The organism is Cellvibrio sp. (genome assembly GCF_053579595.1).
Window position 1 is genome coordinate 1 of the sequence record NZ_JBRFPI010000063.1, and the last position, 15,668, is coordinate 15,668.

Consider the following 15,668-nt stretch of genomic DNA (forward strand, 5'->3'; position numbering starts at 1 on the left):
GCCCGGAAGATATCGCACTCGGCCAGAATTTGAGTTTTCGTTTGGGATATGCCGGTACCCAATTTGATAACCCTGATGACGTAGTTCGCTACATCGGCAACTATACCAATATCGTTGATTTCGATAGCCAACATATTTTTGAAACGACATTTGAGTTAGATGGACGCCATCACTCAAAACTTAACGGACTGGATAGCACCGTGGCGGGCATTAATCTGACTTACAATTATTTTCAGGATGAAAAACGCCGTTGGTATATGGGGTTGCTTTATGAAGTGGGGCAAGACCTGGCGCAGTATGAAGAGTTAACCGTGGGCGATATCACCGGCCTGCGTGGCTACCCCACAGATTACCAGCGTGGCGATGAGCGCTATGTGTTCACCGTCGATCGGGGCTATTTTACTGACATGCATATTTTTAATCTGTTACGTGTCGGAGCGGTGGTGTTTTTCGATATGGGTAAAGCCTGGGGAGTAGAGCAATATGGTTATAGCCCGCTGTTGAGTAATGTCGGCTTCGGCTTGCGTCTCAGTTCAAGTAAAGTGCGCATCGGCAATGTGGTGCACATTGATATAGCTACACCTACCTCCGCCAGAAATGAACCGGGCGTGGGCAAATACCAATTGACGGTAGGTGCCCAATCAAGATTTTAGTCATGGGTATTTTTAAGGTTTAACTAAGTTATTATGCGTATTCTTCACACTATGCTGCGTGTCGGCAATTTGCAAAAGTCCATTGATTTTTATACCCAAGTATTGGGTATGAAATTATTGCGTCAGCACGATTATCCCGAGGGAAAATTTACGTTGGCGTTTATCGGCTATGGCGATGAGGCGAGCAACACCGTCATCGAGCTAACCTACAACTACGGTGTTGATCACTACGATTTAGGCAAGGGCTATGGACACATAGCGCTGGGATGTGATGATGTTTATGCAACCTGCGATAAAATTCGTGCAGCCGGTGGAAAAATAGTGCGTGAACCAGGCCCTATGATGCACGGTACTACTATCCTTGCCTTTGTTGAAGATCCTGATGGCTACAAAATTGAGTTGCTCGGTATAAAATAGTTCTTCACTTCCCCTCGTGCTTAAGCTTATCTTGGGGGTATAAAACCCCCACTAGAGATGAGCGACTTTTCGCTCGGTAGCCATGATCACACAGCTTAGCCAACTCCAATTTGATAATCGCCTCGTGCGCGAATTGCCTGCTGACCCTGAAATTGAAAATTATCGTCGGCAGGTTGCCGAGGCGATTTATTCGCGCGTAAATCCTACCGCAGTAAAAAATCCTCAACTGGTTGCCGGTGCAAAAGAAGTTGCCGCGCTCTTGGATTTGCCTGAATCGATTTTCACCCAAACAGAATTTGCACAGATATTTGGCGGCAATCAATTGCTTGCCGGAATGGAGCCGCATGCCTGCTGTTATGGTGGCCATCAATTTGGCAACTGGGCGGGTCAATTGGGCGATGGTCGAGCAATTAATCTGGGTGAAGTGCGCAATCATCACAATGAACATTGGACGCTGCAATTAAAAGGTGCGGGCCCGACACCTTATTCACGTACGGCCGATGGCCTTGCCGTTTTGCGTTCATCGGTGCGTGAATTTTTATGCAGTGAAGCCATGTTTCATTTGGGGGTTCCTACAACACGTGCGCTAAGCCTGATCACTACCGGTGAGTGGGTGCGACGCGATATGTTTTACGATGGCAATCCACAATTGGAACCCGGTGCGGTGGTATGCCGTGTTGCCCCGAATTTTACCCGCTTTGGTAATTTTGAAATTTTTTCCGCACGCGGTGAAATTGATTTGCTAAAACAACTCGCCGATTTCACTATCCGCACTGACTTTTCCCATTTATTGGTAGATGCATCGTCGGACATTACGATCGATATTTATCTGCAATGGTTTACTGAAATCTGTATTACTACTGCGCAATTAATGGCGCATTGGATGCGCGTGGGTTTTGTCCACGGTGTGATGAATACCGATAATATGTCTATCTTGGGTTTAACTATCGACTATGGTCCTTACGGTTGATTGAAAGGTTATGAGCCGAATTGGACGCGCGATACTACCGATGCCCAAGGACGCCGTTATAGATACATCAATCAACCGCGCATTGCGCTCTGGAATCTGGCGCAATTGGGCAACGCGCTTTATCCGCTCATTAATACAGTTGAGCCATTGCAACAAGCGCTGGAAAATTACCGCGTTGAATATGAGCGCTGTGCACAGCGTGATATGTCCAATAAAATGGGATTAAGCCAATTTGATCCGGTGCAGGATCAAACGCGTACTGAAAATTTGCTACAAGCCTTGCAATCCGCTGAAATCGATATGACGATTTTTTATCGTCTACTTGCGCGCGTATCACTCGATGACATTCATCAATACACAGACCAGCAGTGGGTTGATATTGTGCGGCCAGCCTATTACCAAATCCCCGATGAGAATGCACAGCATGCGATGGCGAATTGGCTGCGCACTTATGCACAGCGCTTACAGCAAGATTATGTTGTCAATGGCAATGATGATCAACAGCGTCGCCAGCGCATGAATGCAGTCAATCCCAAATATGTGCTGCGTAATTATTTAGCGCAGCAAGCGATTGATAAAGCGACTCAGGGTGATAATTCTGAAGTGGAAAAGTTGTTGCAAATATTGCGCAAACCTTATGATGAACAGCCTGAGTATGAGGAATATTTTGCCAAGCGCCCCGAGTGGGCGCGGCACAAAGCCGGTTGTTCAATGTTGTCATGCAGCTCGTAAAGTTGATTGTTGTGCAGGGCATCAAATTTATTGACGTGCGGAATATGTCCGCATTTATTGAAAAATTAAGAGAAAATTATGATCGGGAAGGTGCTGGGTTTTATTGCAGGGTTAGTTGTAGGTGGTCCTTTTGGTGCTATTGCTGGCGCACTCTTGGGACACTTTTTGATGGATCGAAAAAGACGTTACGCCCCCAAAATGTCGAATGAACAACTGCATGCAGTGCAGGCGAATTTTTTCACCACCGTTTTTTTACTGCTCGGACATTTGGCCAAAGCAGACGGACGCGTGAGTGAAACTGAGATTCAACTCACTGAATCCTTGATGACTAAAATGGGGTTGACGCCCGAGCATCGCCGCGAAGCGATTCGGTTATTCAAATTGGGTGCAGCAGATGATTTTAATTTTGATGCAGTGATGGGCGAGTTTAAACAGCACTGCGGCGCTAGCCCCAATTTGATCAATATGTTGTTAGTCAATCTCGTCAATTTGGCGATGGCCGATGGTGTACTGGATGAGGAAGAGGCGCAGGTATTGCGCCAGGTGGCCGAGCGCCTTGGTTTTTCCCGCTTCGCCTTTGAACAATTACTGCGTATGCTCAATGCGCAAAATGCGTTTAGGCAAGAGCAGGCGAACTCCCAGGGTTCGTATCAGCGCAGCGCACAACAGGCGCCTCGCGCAGATGAATTGGCCTTGGCATATGAAGCTCTGGGAGTAGAAAAAACGGTGACCGATGCAGAACTCAAAAAAGCTTATCGTAAATTAATGAGCGAATATCACCCGGATAAACTAATCGGGCAGGGCATGCCGGAAGACATGATCAAAGCCGCCACTGAGCGCTCACAGGAAATCCAGGCGGCTTACGACCTGATAAAAAAATCCCGTTAACCAATTCCCTTACAGCGGGCAATCTTGTCCGCTGCGCATTAACCCAGCGATGAATCTTATAGCTGTTTTTACCTTACACCCCTGCCAACTTCCACCAATCACTACAAATTTTCATAAGCGGCACTCTGCGTGTTGGGCTTTATCCCCGATGCCAATATTTCATTGCTAACCAATAAATGTGACGCTTAAAACATTTTTCTGATAATTCGTTGACAACGTTGTCGCATTGGGTGTAATTTCAACTTGTCTTTTGAGTTTACACATTTTTACAACAATAAAAGCAGTGTGATAAGCCAAGGAGCGACAGTGAAGACTGATTTCCCTTGCTGGAAATTATTGTAGTTTTCATGGACTTTTCTCGATCGGGACATTGATTCCACCTTGTTCATGCAAGGGTACGTGCGTTTATTTTCCAACTTCAATTTACGAATTTTTATTGGGTGATAACTCAGGGCTTTCTGTTGCCTAAAGGTTTCTATTGCCCGAAAAAATACGGATGTGTGTCTGGCAAGGAGCTTGTCTGACGGACAAAAAAATAACAAATGGAGTTAGGGGTGTTATGGGCCGCAAGGCTTTGAAAACGAGTCTGGGAGACTTCCGGGTCGCGCTGCATAAGTTTGCTAACGACCAGGGAGCGATGAAAAACAAAAAAATATTCCGAGGAAAATTCAATGAGATCCTTCAAGGCATTAAAGCTGTTATCAACAGTCGGTCTGCTGTCCTCAGCAGGTTTATTGGCTGCGCAAGCGCAAGCCTACAATTGCACCGGCGTTACTACTTATAAGCAGGGTACCTATGCGACTGGTGCCATCGTACAAAATGGGGGTAGCGCCTATTCATGTACGGTCGGCGGCTGGTGTACGGTCGGCGGCCCTTATGAGCCGGGTGTAGGTTGGGCTTGGTCTAACGCATGGTCAAGCCTTGGTGCTTGTTCCTCCACTAACTCTTCAGCAGCATCCAGTGTTGCCTCGGTAGCGAGTTCAGTAAAAAGTTCGGTGCAAAGTTCTGCCGTTCAAAGTTCTTTGGTAGCCTCATCTGTTGCTTCGGTAGCGGGTTGTAATGGCGTTGCCGCATGGACCAGTTCAGCAATTTATACTGGTGGAAATAAAGCGAGCCGCAATGGTTCATTGTTCGAAGCAAAATGGTGGACACAAGGACAAGACCCGGTTACCAATTCTGGCCCCGATGGTGTATGGGCTAACAAAGGTGCTTGTGGTACTTCTTCAGTATCATCAGTGGCAAGTTCTGTTGCCAGCTCAGTCGCCACTTCAAGCAAAAACTCTATCGCTAGTTCGGTACCAAGCTCAATCGCCAGCTCCGTTGCCAGTTCAATCGCTTCGAGCAAAAGCTCCAGCTCTGTTGCATCAGTCGGCGGTAAGCGCGTGGTGGGCTACTTCGCGCAATGGGGTACTTATGCCCGTAATTATCATGTGAAAAATATTGCGACTAGCGGTTCAGCCGCGCAGTTGACGCACATCCTCTACGCGTTCGGTAACGTACAAAATGGCCAGTGTGTGATTGGTGATGCCTACGCCGATTACGAGCGCGCCTATGATGCCAACCTGAGTGTCGATGGTGTTGCCGATACCTGGGATCAACCATTGCGTGGCAGCTTCAACCAATTGCGTAAACTGAAGAAAGCCTATCCGAATATCAAAGTTATCTGGTCATTCGGCGGTTGGACCTGGTCAGGTGGTTTCGGTCAAGCTGCTGCTAACCCGACTGCATTTGCCAACTCGTGTTACAACCTGGTAGAAGATCCACGTTGGGCAGATGTGTTTGACGGTATCGATATTGACTGGGAATATCCAAACGATTGCGGTCTGACTTGCGATACCAGCGGTTTCTCGGCTTACAAAAACGTGATTCAGGCGCTTCGTACCCGCTTTGGTGCGAGCGCATTGGTGACCTCGGCGATCGGTGCTGCCCCATCCAAAATCAATGCAGCGGATTATGCTGGTGCTGCCCAATACCTGGACTTCATCATGCCAATGACCTACGACTACTTCGGTGCATTTGCAGCTAAAGGCCCAACTGCTCCGCATTCTGCACTCTATGGTTACTCTGGTATTCCAACCGCAGAGTTCTATTCAGACTCCGCTGTACAGTTATTGAAAGCAAAAGGCATCCCCGCAAATAAAATCTTGTTGGGTGTTGGCTTCTATGGCCGCGGTTGGTCGGGTGTAACTCAAGCAGCTCCAGGCGGTGCAGCGACTGGTGCAGCAACAGGTAGTTATGAAGCAGGCATTGAAGACTACAAAGTGCTGAAAAACACCTGCCCTGCAACAGGAACTGTGGGCGGAACTGCCTACGCATTCTGTGGTGGCAACTGGTGGAGTTACGATACTCCGCAAACGATGACCGGTAAAATGGACTACGTACATCAACAAAACCTTGGCGGTACTTTCTTCTGGGAATTGAGTGGTGATACCAACGGCGGCGAGTTGATCAAAGTTATTGGCGATTCAATGCGCTAATACCTATTAAACTAATAATCTGTGCGTAAAAAATCCGGCGAGTTTCCGCGCCGGATTTTTTTACGAGTAGGTTTTTCGATGCATTTATAGCTTCATGATTTTGTCGCAGTAAAAAACAAAACCCCGGTTATTGTTCATAACCGGGGTTTTGTTTTACACGAATAAAAAATTATTCGTGATTGATAACCATCACATCGGTATCAACAGCGGCAATCAAACGCTCCGCCGTATTACCGCGGCGGGTTTTGGTCATACCGTTTTGGCCGAGCGTACCCATGATAATCAAATCGGCATTGATTTTTTCAGCCAATGCAGAAACAACATCTGAGGTGTAGCCATTGTCGACATGGATTTTGTCGTTCGGCAAACCGGTTTCGCTAACCAGGCGGCCGCGATCAGGATAGCTCATTGAATCGAGGTAGCCGTTGATCACATGCAAATCAGCGCCGTAGGTTTCAGCATAAAATTTTGCGCGCTCAATAATTTTTTTGTTGAGCTCGATTTGTACATCGCGCTGTGCCTGAAAGTTTACGGCTGCGATAATCACTTTACGTTGTGCTTTTGCATTGGGGCGAATCAGCACTACCGGGCAGTAAGCTCCTTTCAATAATTCCCATTTAGATTCACTGAAACTGAAACGGCTTGTGTTGGTTTTGGCGTGTACTGGTAAATAAATCAAATCCGCGTCAAAACGTTTGGCCGATTCCATAATGGATTTTTGCCACTCGCTCGACCAGGATACTTCCAGCGTGTATTCGATGCCAGCATTAGCCAATGGGCTTTTGATATTTTGTTCAAACCAAGTGAGGTCGCGGAACAGATTATCGTTAACGGAGCGGGTATCAACTGCATCGCTATCAACCGCAACAAAGGCGTGCACCTTGGGTTTTGGACCCTGAATCAAAGACGAAACAATAATGGCGCGTTCCAGGGCAATGTGATGGGTATCATTGGGGTCGACAACAACGAACAGCTTTTGTGACTTGGACATATTGGCTCCTACTGGTTCCCTAAAAAGTTAGGTTGTTATTTTCTGGTTGGGGCTAGCATAGCAACCCCTTTGGGGTTTTTACAGCGCGAAAGCCCCCAGCCGTTGTAGATAGCGGTGAAATAAAGTTGATATGGATTAAACTGTACGCCATTTTTACAGTGCACTCAGGATAAGACTATGAATTTGCTTGAAAATTACCCAATCAATGAACTTGTTGTCGGCCAGCGCGCCAATTACAGCAAGACCCTCACAGAGCAGGACATCATTCTGTTTGCCGCCTGTTCCGGCGATGTTAATCCGGTGCATCTCGATAAAGAATACGCAGCAACTACACCTTTTGGCGAACCTATCGGCCACGGCATGTGGACGGGAGCACTGGTGTCGGCGGCGATTGCAACCCGCTTACCGGGGCCTGGTTCTGTTTATCGCAGCCAAAGCCTCAATTTCAAACACCCGGTAAAAATTGGCGATACCGTGACCGTCACCTTGATTGTTAGTGAAATTAAAGAGCGCATAAAACTGGTGACACTTGAGTGCGAGGCGCACAACCAGGATGGCAAATTAATCGCCAAAGGTATTGCTGAGGTGATCGCACCTGCCGAAAAACAACGCCTGGCTGCAGGCGTACTGCCAATCATTGTTATTGATTAAATCGCTTTCCTTTAGCTTGCTCGTAGCCCCACTCCTCCGTAATTCATGCGGTGAAGCGGGGGCGGGTATTATTGAGCTGATTTTTTATTGGCTTTGAATAATTCCACTGCTTTTTCAGCAAAATAAGTGTTGCTGCTTACCAAATCCCATCCATGTCCTTCTGATTGGATAATTCTTACGGGAATATTCAGCTTTTTCTTCTCAACTAATTTTTTAAAATCTTCAGCTTGTTCTTTCGGAATTATGCTGTCTTTATCACCGTGAAATACCAGCAGGGGAATTTTAATATCATCGACGCGTTGATAAGGCGAAATAGACTCTACAAATTTTTTGCCTTGCTGTTTAACACCGATCAAATCCTGCCAGAATTCATAAGCAAACCAGTGCTCTTCTTTTTTATAGTGTTTTAGCTGTTTATTTAAATCCAGCGGTGCCGCAGCCGAAACTGCGGCACTGTATAAATCAGGGTATTTAATTGCACTCATGATTGCGGCATAACCACCGTAACTAAAGCCCAGTATATAAACCTGTGAAGGATCAACTTTATTTTCGTTGATAAGTGCTCGAACACCATCTGCTATGTCCGCGAGCATTAGATCTGCTATTTGTTGTTTTCCTGCAATCAGATGCTGTACTCCATAGCCGGTAGAGCCTCTGAAATTAGGTTCCAATACTGCAAAACCGCGGGTAGAAAAGTATTGCATATGGCCATCATACCCATAGTGGCTACGTGCAAATGGGCCTCCATGCGGCATTACTATCAATGGCCATTTTTTAGTGCTGCTTGTGGCTGGAGGTGTCAGGTACGACGTAATAGCTGTTCCATCCTGCGTTTTGTATTTATAGATTAAGGTATCCTTCATGTGGTCGGGGCTTAACATATTGGAATAGTCTGTTTGTACTATCGCCTTGTTTTTAGCGGCGTCGAAAACAATCACTTTACCTTTGGTCTTGGCGTCCCTACTGACGACTAATAATTTGTCTGCATTTTCGTTCCAGTCATAAATTATGTTGATTTGCCCAGGGTATTTTTTATCCAGTGTTTGCTGGTACTTTTTGAACCGTTCATCTAGCCACACTGTTTTATGTTTGTCAGCATTGTAGCTAAAACCTACTAATCTTCTATTTTTGTAGTCATAGTGAAGTGATACTCTTTCATCAGGGCTGCCTACGTCGTAGACAGGATCACTGCCAATAACTTCTTGTGCATTGGTTGCATAGTTATATTTCACCAGCTGATATCTGTCTCCAGATGTTTTCTCAGAGAGATACATAGTATCTTTTTCATAGCCTATCTCGTGAACTACAACAGAGCGGTTCAAATAGGATTTTGCATCGTAATTTAATTGGTAGCGTTGATTGGCGATATCGAGGCTCGCCAATTCAAGGTCATCTTTGTCATTGACCAAACGATAAAATGAATGCTGTTCCTTTTTAATTTTTTCAATCAAGATAACTTTTCCGTCGCGATCAGTGTAAAGACCGTCAGCTTTTAGTTCTTCAGCATCATACAGGTCGGTTTTTTCGCCGGTATAAATGTTGATTTTATGCACATTGGCATGGCCATCGCTGTTATAGGAGAGAAACAATACATCTTCTTCATTTCCTCTGGGGCGTTTTAATAGTGACCAATAGCGTAGGTTGTCCACAAAGGAAATGTAGCCTTTTACTTTATCTGCATCATAAATGTTGCTGAGTAAGACGCGCAGGTCTGCCCCGTCCTGGTTGACAGAGTAGATAACGCCGCTCAAACCAAAAACCAGTCTGCTATTGCTGATCCAGGTTAAATGTTCCGGTGAGTTTTTACTAACAGCGAACTCGTGTACTTCTACAAACTTATCCAGATCAGTGATCACTATATTGTAGGTTTGCGTGTACTTTCGAATAAACGCCAGTTGTTTTCCGTCGGGAGATATACGGTAACTAAATTCGGTATTTTCTTTGAAAAAATTTTCGGCGGGGATTTGTGCTGGATCTGTAATTCCTTCTAATCCATGCGCCGATGAAAGGACGTTGGCGTAACCGAAAATTAGAAAAAGAAACAGATATTTCAACCTTGTCATAATTGCTCCTGATGAGTCTTTATTTTAAAAGAAGTTGCGCCGCTGATTTGCCCAGTTTTTTTACGATCAACGCATAAGAATTATCAATCATCCGTTTCACTTCGCTATCGGGAATTGAGCCGTTGATAATCACGGTGTTCCAGTGTTTTTTATTCATGTGATAACCGGGTAGCACGGCATCAAAGACCATACGCAGTTGCTCTGCTTCAGTGGGATCGCATTTCAGGTTGATGCGCGTTTCATTATTTTCTATGCGGACCAGGGAGAATATTTTGTCCCGCACTTTATAGACGGTAACTTCGGGGTCGAAGGGGAAGTCCTCAACGGCCTCGGGCTTGTTAAGCAGGTATTTTTTTAAGTCAAACGCCATATGTTTACCATTCCCGGGAAACCATTATTTATTCGGTTTCTTCGTCACCGTACTCGTCGTCAGCGATCCAGCCGCCCAATTCTTTCCAGCGATTCACAATCACGCAAAACAATTCCGCTGTTTTTTCGGCATCGTAAGCGGCTGAGTGGGCTGCGCTGTTGCTGAACTCGATGCCTGCTACCTGACACGTTTTAGCGAGCACGGTTTGGCCAAACGCCAGGCCAGCGAGGGTGGCAGTATCGAAGACCGAGAAGGGATGGAATGGGCTGCGTTTGATATTGCAGCGGTCAATCACAGCGTTGACGAAATTCAAATCGAAATGGGCATTGTGGCCGACAATCACCGCGCGGGTGCAGCCGTTTTCTTTTACGGCGCGACGCACTGCGCTGAGCAAATCGGTCATCACCATTAATTCCGGTTCCGCCATGCGGTCGGGGCAGTCGAGATCGATACCAGTAAAATCCAGTGCGGCTTGTTCGATGTTGGCGCCTTCAAATGGCTCGACATGAAACGAAAATGTCTCGTGGCGATGCAAGTAGCCATCTTGATCCATGCGGATGGTGACGGCGGCGATTTCCAACAACGCATCAGTCTGCGCATTAAACCCACCGGTTTCTACATCGACAATCACGGGCAAAAAGCCGCGAAAGCGTTGCGCCATAGGTGAATCGGGATCGCGGTTATTTTCAGGTGGATTCACTTGTTCGCCTTAAGCAGTCTGTAACTGCCAACGTAAAATTTCACCGGCGCGCAGTGGCACCAGCGGTTGGTCGCCCAGGCTCAAAGTGTCCGGCACTTGCCAGTCTTGTTTGATCAGGGTGATGGTGTCGGTGTTGCGTGGCAGGCCATAAAAATCAGCGCCGAAATGGCTGGCGAAGGCTTCAAGTTTGTCGAGTGCGCCCGCATCTTCAAATGCTTCGGCATAAAGTTCAATCGCTGCATAGGCAGTGTAACTTCCGGCGCAACCGCAGGCTGCTTCTTTTTTGTCTTTGGCATGAGGTGCGGAATCGGTCCCCAAAAAGAATTTCGGACTGCCGCTAGTCGCCGCTTTAATTAGCGCTTGCTGATGCGTGCCACGCTTTAAAATTGGCAGGCAGTAGTAATGCGGGCGAATTCCACCCGCGAGCATATGGTTGCGGTTATAGAGCAGGTGATGTGCAGTGATGGTGGCCGCAACATTGCTTGGCGCCTCGGCAACAAACTGGGCGGCATCGGCGGTGGTGATATGTTCCAGCACCATATTTAAGGCGGGGAAATCTTTTACCACCTGGCTGAAAGTGCGGTCGAGAAAGGCTTTTTCTCGGTCAAAAATATCAATCGCGCTGTCGGTTACTTCGCCGTGTAATAAGAAGTGCAAACCGGCGTTTTGCATGGCTGCCAATACCGGGTAGATTTTTTTTAGATCAGTTACGCCTGATGCGGAGTTGGTGGTCGCGCCGGCCGGATAGAGTTTACAAGCCGTCACCCCATTGGCCTTGGCGATAGCGATCTCGGCTGGATCAGTGTTGTCGGTGAGGTAAAGCACCATGAGCGGTTCGAATTGGCTGCCTTCAGGGCGCGCGGCGAGGATTCGCTCTTTGTAGGCCTGCGCTTGGTCGGTATTCATCACTGGCGGGACCAGGTTGGGCATGACAATCGCGCGGGCAAACTGTTGTGCGGCATCACCTACTGTGCGGGTGAGGGCGTTGCCATCGCGCAGGTGGATATGCCAATCGTCGGGGCGGGTAAGGGTTAGCTGCTGGGTCATGGGGCAGATCATTCCGTAAAAATAGACAGGCGTAACGGTTGAAAGTCGCCGCATGCTATCAAAATTGACCCTTATTCGCAGCCTTAATTCACAGTGGCTCCAGATGATATTCCTGACAGACTGCATTACTTGGTTGGCTGTCTATACTGCAAAGACTCTCTCGTGCCACAACCGGATCGATTCATGTTGTTGTCTGCCTCGTCTACTTTAAAACCTGTGTTGATTAAGTTCCCGCTTATGCTGGTGCTGCTTGGTGGTGCCCAGTGGCTGCAGGCGCAGGTTTACAGCGCCAGTTTCTCTGATTCCCAGTGGTCGGCTCAGTCTGGGCCGTTCGCCTGTAGCCTCAACCATAAAATCCCCGGTTTTGGTAGTGCGCGCTTTACTCGCAAGGCAAATGCTGCCGAATTCCTGGAGTTGCGCCATACCAGTCAGGCGTTTCCCGGAGGGATTGTGCGTATTGAAACCATGCCACCTATGTGGCGCGGTGATGTTAGTTCCTTGACTCTTGGGCAGGCGCAGAGCACAGGGGGTGAGCCTCTGATAGTAACGGCCAATATTGCAGCGATTAGAGGCGCGCTGGAGCAGGGCACCAGTGTGGTATTCAGTAGCACCCAGATTAGTTCGGCTGGCACCAGCTTGAGGGTGGCCTTGGAGGCGCGCAATTTCGGCCCTGCCTTTGGTCAGTACCGCCAATGCATTGATGAATTAATTCCTTACACTTTCGACCAGTTGTCGCGCACTGTCATCAACTACACCAGCAATGCTGATGATCTCAACCCTGCTGCCAAAAGTCAGTTAGATAAGATAGTGCGCTATACCAAAGCCGATAAACGCGTGCTTGGGATTCTTATCGACTCCCACAGTGACAAGCTAGCGACACCAGAGGCGGCGGAGGTAGCGACGCAGCGTCAGGCGGAGCTGGTTGCGCGCTATCTGATCGACAAAGGAATAGATCCCGATACTATTGCAACCCGCTGGCATGGTGATAAATTTCCTATCGCCAATAATATGAACAAGGCTGGCCAGGCAAAAAACCGCCGGGTGACGGTGCGGCTTGAAAACGCGTCCACCCGCCAACAAATGGAAAAGAAAATTGCTGCCATCAAATTGGCAGAGCAAAAAGCGGCTGAAAAAACGGCAGGCCAATCCTCTGCCAGTAATTCTTCACTACCTCCCACTCTTGAGCAGTTGGAGCAGATGGTGGAGCAGCAGGATCTTACCAGTGCTAGATAGCCACATGTGCTGCTGATTACACCGAGCATTTCCTTCGTCACTTGCATTTTTTAACCACAATTCCCAAATCATTCTTAACTCGGTATTTGTGCCGGGTTTGGAATTTTTTTATATCGTATCAGTCTGAAATTGCGAATCCAGATTACTTATGATCTGTTCGTTATTGTCTAATTCAGGAGTCATCCATGCATAAAGTGATTGCCAAGTGGGCGGGTTTGGTCGCAGTAGTGACTATCAGCGTGTCGTCATTCTACAGTCGCGCGGCTGAGTTGCCGGACTTCACTCAACTGATTGAACAGCATGCTCCGGCCGTCGTGAAAATTACGGCAGTATCTAAAGGCGAAATCGCGCAAGCTCCGCAGCAATTGCCGCCCAATATGGAGGGCTTGCCCGATATTTTTCGCGAGTTGTTGGAGCGTCGCCAAATGCCGCGTGACCGGGGCTCCCTCGGCTCCGGGTTTATTATTTCCAGTGATGGCTATGTGCTGACCAATGACCATGTAGTAAACAATATGGACACTATTACTGTGATCCTCAATGACCAACGCGAATACACAGCGACGCTGGTTGGCAGCGATGAGCGCTCTGATCTGGCGTTGCTGAAAGTGGAAGCCAAAGGCCTGCCGACCCTGAGTTTGGCGAAAGATGAAACGCTCAAAGTCGGTCAGTGGGTGATTGCCATAGGCTCGCCCTTTGGGTTGGATTACTCCGCGAGTGCAGGTATTGTCAGTGCCATTGGCCGCAGTATTCCCTCGGCTCACAATGAAAGTAATTATGTGCCGTTCATTCAGACAGATGTTGCCATTAACCCCGGTAATTCCGGTGGGCCTCTATTCAATATGAACGGCGAGGTAGTGGGTATTAACTCGCAGATCTATTCGCCTAGCGGTGGTTCTGTTGGCCTGTCGTTTGCAATCCCGTCATCATTAGCGGTTGATGTTGTCGACCAATTAAAAGAAAAAGGTCGGGTAGACCGTGGTTGGCTAGGGGTGATGATTCAGGATGTGGACAAAGATTTGGCCAGCTCGCTCGGCATGGACAAACCCATGGGCGCCTTGATCAATGAAGTGGATAGCGAGGGACCGGCGGCAAAATCGGGGTTGAAGGCGGGCGATTTAATCATCAAATTCAATGGCAATACAGTGCATAATTCCAGTGATTTGCCCTCTCTCGTGGGGCGTACTGCACCTAAATCGAAGGTGCCTGTGGTCATCATGCGCAAAGGTAAAGAGCAGACAATCAATGTTACTGTGGGTATTTTGCCGGTATCTCCTGCTGAAGCTGCGGTGCGTCCGACTTCAGTCCCACTGCAAAGCTCAGCGGATGTACTTGGGTTGGTTGTCAGCCCTCTGGAGCAAAGCCAACGTGGTGGCGCTGAAGCGGGTGTAGTTGTGCGCGATGTCAAACCTGGCAGTCCGGCAGCCGAAGCAGGTTTGCAGTTGGGTGACGTGATTACCCAGCTAGCCTTTAATGAGATCAAGTCCACTGATGATTACGCCAGAATCGTCAAAGCGCTGCCTAAAAATGAACCAAAGGCAATCCGGTTCTATCGCCAAAACCGCCCGGTGTTCAGCTCGGTGATAATTAAATAATGGTGCGGCTGCTTCGGGACTATTTGCCCTCTATGCGTTGATAGATATCTCTGCAATAGTCATCCCTGATAGCTCCCTCACATGAGCTGTCAGGGTGTTTCTAAAATGCCATCCTCTGGGAACAAAAATACGGGAGGTGTTACCTTTCGAGTAACCTATTTTCTCATTGATTATGCATATATGGTTTAATTGACTATATGCTTATGGTTTTATTGACAATAAATAATCTCGACGGTATACATGTATACATCGAGCACCGGGTGGTTTTAACAATAACAGCAAGCCTGTTTGGTGCTCGATATACACCTGTCCGCAACAGACAGGATCAACCTTGAAACAGTCCTCATCCTCTATGGGTGGTATTGGTTGAGAGGCTCAAAAACGAGAGACTAATAATGAAAATCACTGGCAAAAAATTCCTGACTTCACTCATCGGTGCTGCAGCGCTGTGTGTAACTGCTGTTAGTGCGCAAACCTTGAGTTCAAATTCAACCGGTACCAACAACGGTTTTTACTATACCTTCTGGAAAGATTCCGGCAGCGCCTCTATGACCTTACAATCTGGTGGCCGTTATACCTCGCAGTGGACCAGCAATACCAATAACTGGGTGGGTGGCAAAGGTTGGAATCCAGGCACCAGCTCTCGCATCGTAAGCTATTCAGGTAACTATGGCGTGAGCAACTCACAAAACTCTTATCTGGCATTTTATGGTTGGACTAGAAACCCGCTGATTGAGTATTACATTATCGAAAGCTACGGCTCATACAACCCTGCTTCCTGTTCCGGCGGTACTGACTATGGCAGCTTCACCAGCGATGGCGCGACCTACAATGTCCGTCGCTGCCTTCGTACCCAGCAGCCTTCTATCGATGGCACCCAGACC

General features: G+C 47.7%; 12 protein-coding genes and 2 pseudogenes. 9 read left to right on the top strand and 5 right to left on the bottom strand.

Features of this window, described 5'->3' with window-relative positions; translation table 11 throughout:
* From ACWA6V_RS06000 to ACWA6V_RS06020, 5 genes and pseudogenes are all read left to right on the top strand, one after another.
* Positions 1–653 (top strand): annotated as a pseudogene (locus ACWA6V_RS06000) (hypothetical protein); the annotation flags it as partial.
* A 33-nt stretch (positions 654–686) separates the two neighbouring features.
* Positions 687–1,070 (top strand): lactoylglutathione lyase, encoded by a 384-nt coding sequence (gene gloA / locus ACWA6V_RS06005; RefSeq protein WP_449521627.1) that lies wholly within the window; start codon positions 687–689, stop codon positions 1,068–1,070.
* Between the two features lie 82 nt (positions 1,071–1,152).
* A pseudogene (locus ACWA6V_RS06010) lies at positions 1,153–2,772 on the top strand (protein adenylyltransferase SelO).
* Between the two features lie 78 nt (positions 2,773–2,850).
* Positions 2,851–3,660 (top strand): co-chaperone DjlA, encoded by an 810-nt coding sequence (djlA, locus tag ACWA6V_RS06015; RefSeq protein WP_449521628.1) that lies wholly within the window; start codon positions 2,851–2,853, stop codon positions 3,658–3,660.
* A 671-nt stretch (positions 3,661–4,331) separates the two neighbouring features.
* A complete protein-coding gene (locus ACWA6V_RS06020) occupies positions 4,332–6,137 on the top strand; it encodes a glycosyl hydrolase family 18 protein (RefSeq protein ID WP_449521629.1) in 1,806 nt (601 codons plus the stop codon).
* Positions 6,138–6,306: 169 nt separating this feature from the next.
* Here ACWA6V_RS06020 and ACWA6V_RS06025 read toward each other — a convergent pair whose 3' ends face one another.
* On the bottom strand, positions 6,307–7,128 hold the full coding sequence (locus tag ACWA6V_RS06025) for a universal stress protein (protein WP_449521630.1): 822 nt from the start codon (positions 7,126–7,128) through the stop codon (positions 6,307–6,309).
* 177 nt (positions 7,129–7,305) lie between these two features.
* On the opposite strand from ACWA6V_RS06025, the gene ACWA6V_RS06030 reads away from it, so the two are divergent.
* Positions 7,306–7,779, top strand: a complete 474-nt coding sequence (locus tag ACWA6V_RS06030) for a MaoC/PaaZ C-terminal domain-containing protein (RefSeq protein WP_449521631.1) — start codon at positions 7,306–7,308, stop codon at positions 7,777–7,779.
* A gap of 68 nt (positions 7,780–7,847) precedes the next feature.
* Here ACWA6V_RS06030 and ACWA6V_RS06035 read toward each other — a convergent pair whose 3' ends face one another.
* From ACWA6V_RS06035 to pyrC, 4 genes are read right to left on the bottom strand one after another with little or no spacing between them, the layout of a single operon-like run.
* The gene (locus ACWA6V_RS06035) at positions 7,848–9,842 is read right to left on the bottom strand and encodes an alpha/beta fold hydrolase (protein WP_449521632.1); all 1,995 of its coding nucleotides are present in this window, start codon (positions 9,840–9,842) and stop codon (positions 7,848–7,850) included.
* Positions 9,843–9,861: 19 nt separating this feature from the next.
* Positions 9,862–10,212, bottom strand: a complete 351-nt coding sequence (locus ACWA6V_RS06040) for an MmcQ/YjbR family DNA-binding protein (RefSeq protein ID WP_449521633.1) — start codon at positions 10,210–10,212, stop codon at positions 9,862–9,864.
* Positions 10,213–10,240: 28 nt separating this feature from the next.
* The gene (gene rnt, locus ACWA6V_RS06045) at positions 10,241–10,912 is read right to left on the bottom strand and encodes a ribonuclease T (protein WP_449521634.1); all 672 of its coding nucleotides are present in this window, start codon (positions 10,910–10,912) and stop codon (positions 10,241–10,243) included.
* A 9-nt stretch (positions 10,913–10,921) separates the two neighbouring features.
* Complete coding sequence (pyrC, locus tag ACWA6V_RS06050; protein WP_449521635.1) at positions 10,922–11,959, bottom strand: dihydroorotase; 1,038 nt, start codon at positions 11,957–11,959, stop codon at positions 10,922–10,924.
* A gap of 183 nt (positions 11,960–12,142) precedes the next feature.
* Between pyrC and ACWA6V_RS06055 the strand changes: the two genes are divergently transcribed.
* The 3 genes from ACWA6V_RS06055 to ACWA6V_RS06065 all read left to right on the top strand — a co-directional run.
* On the top strand, positions 12,143–13,192 hold the full coding sequence (locus tag ACWA6V_RS06055) for an OmpA family protein (RefSeq protein ID WP_449521636.1): 1,050 nt from the start codon (positions 12,143–12,145) through the stop codon (positions 13,190–13,192).
* A 185-nt stretch (positions 13,193–13,377) separates the two neighbouring features.
* The gene (locus ACWA6V_RS06060) at positions 13,378–14,784 is read left to right on the top strand and encodes a DegQ family serine endoprotease (RefSeq protein ID WP_449521637.1); all 1,407 of its coding nucleotides are present in this window, start codon (positions 13,378–13,380) and stop codon (positions 14,782–14,784) included.
* Between the two features lie 395 nt (positions 14,785–15,179).
* Positions 15,180–15,668: glycoside hydrolase family 11 protein (locus ACWA6V_RS06065; RefSeq protein ID WP_449521638.1), on the top strand; the 489-nt coding region annotated here is incomplete at its 3' end.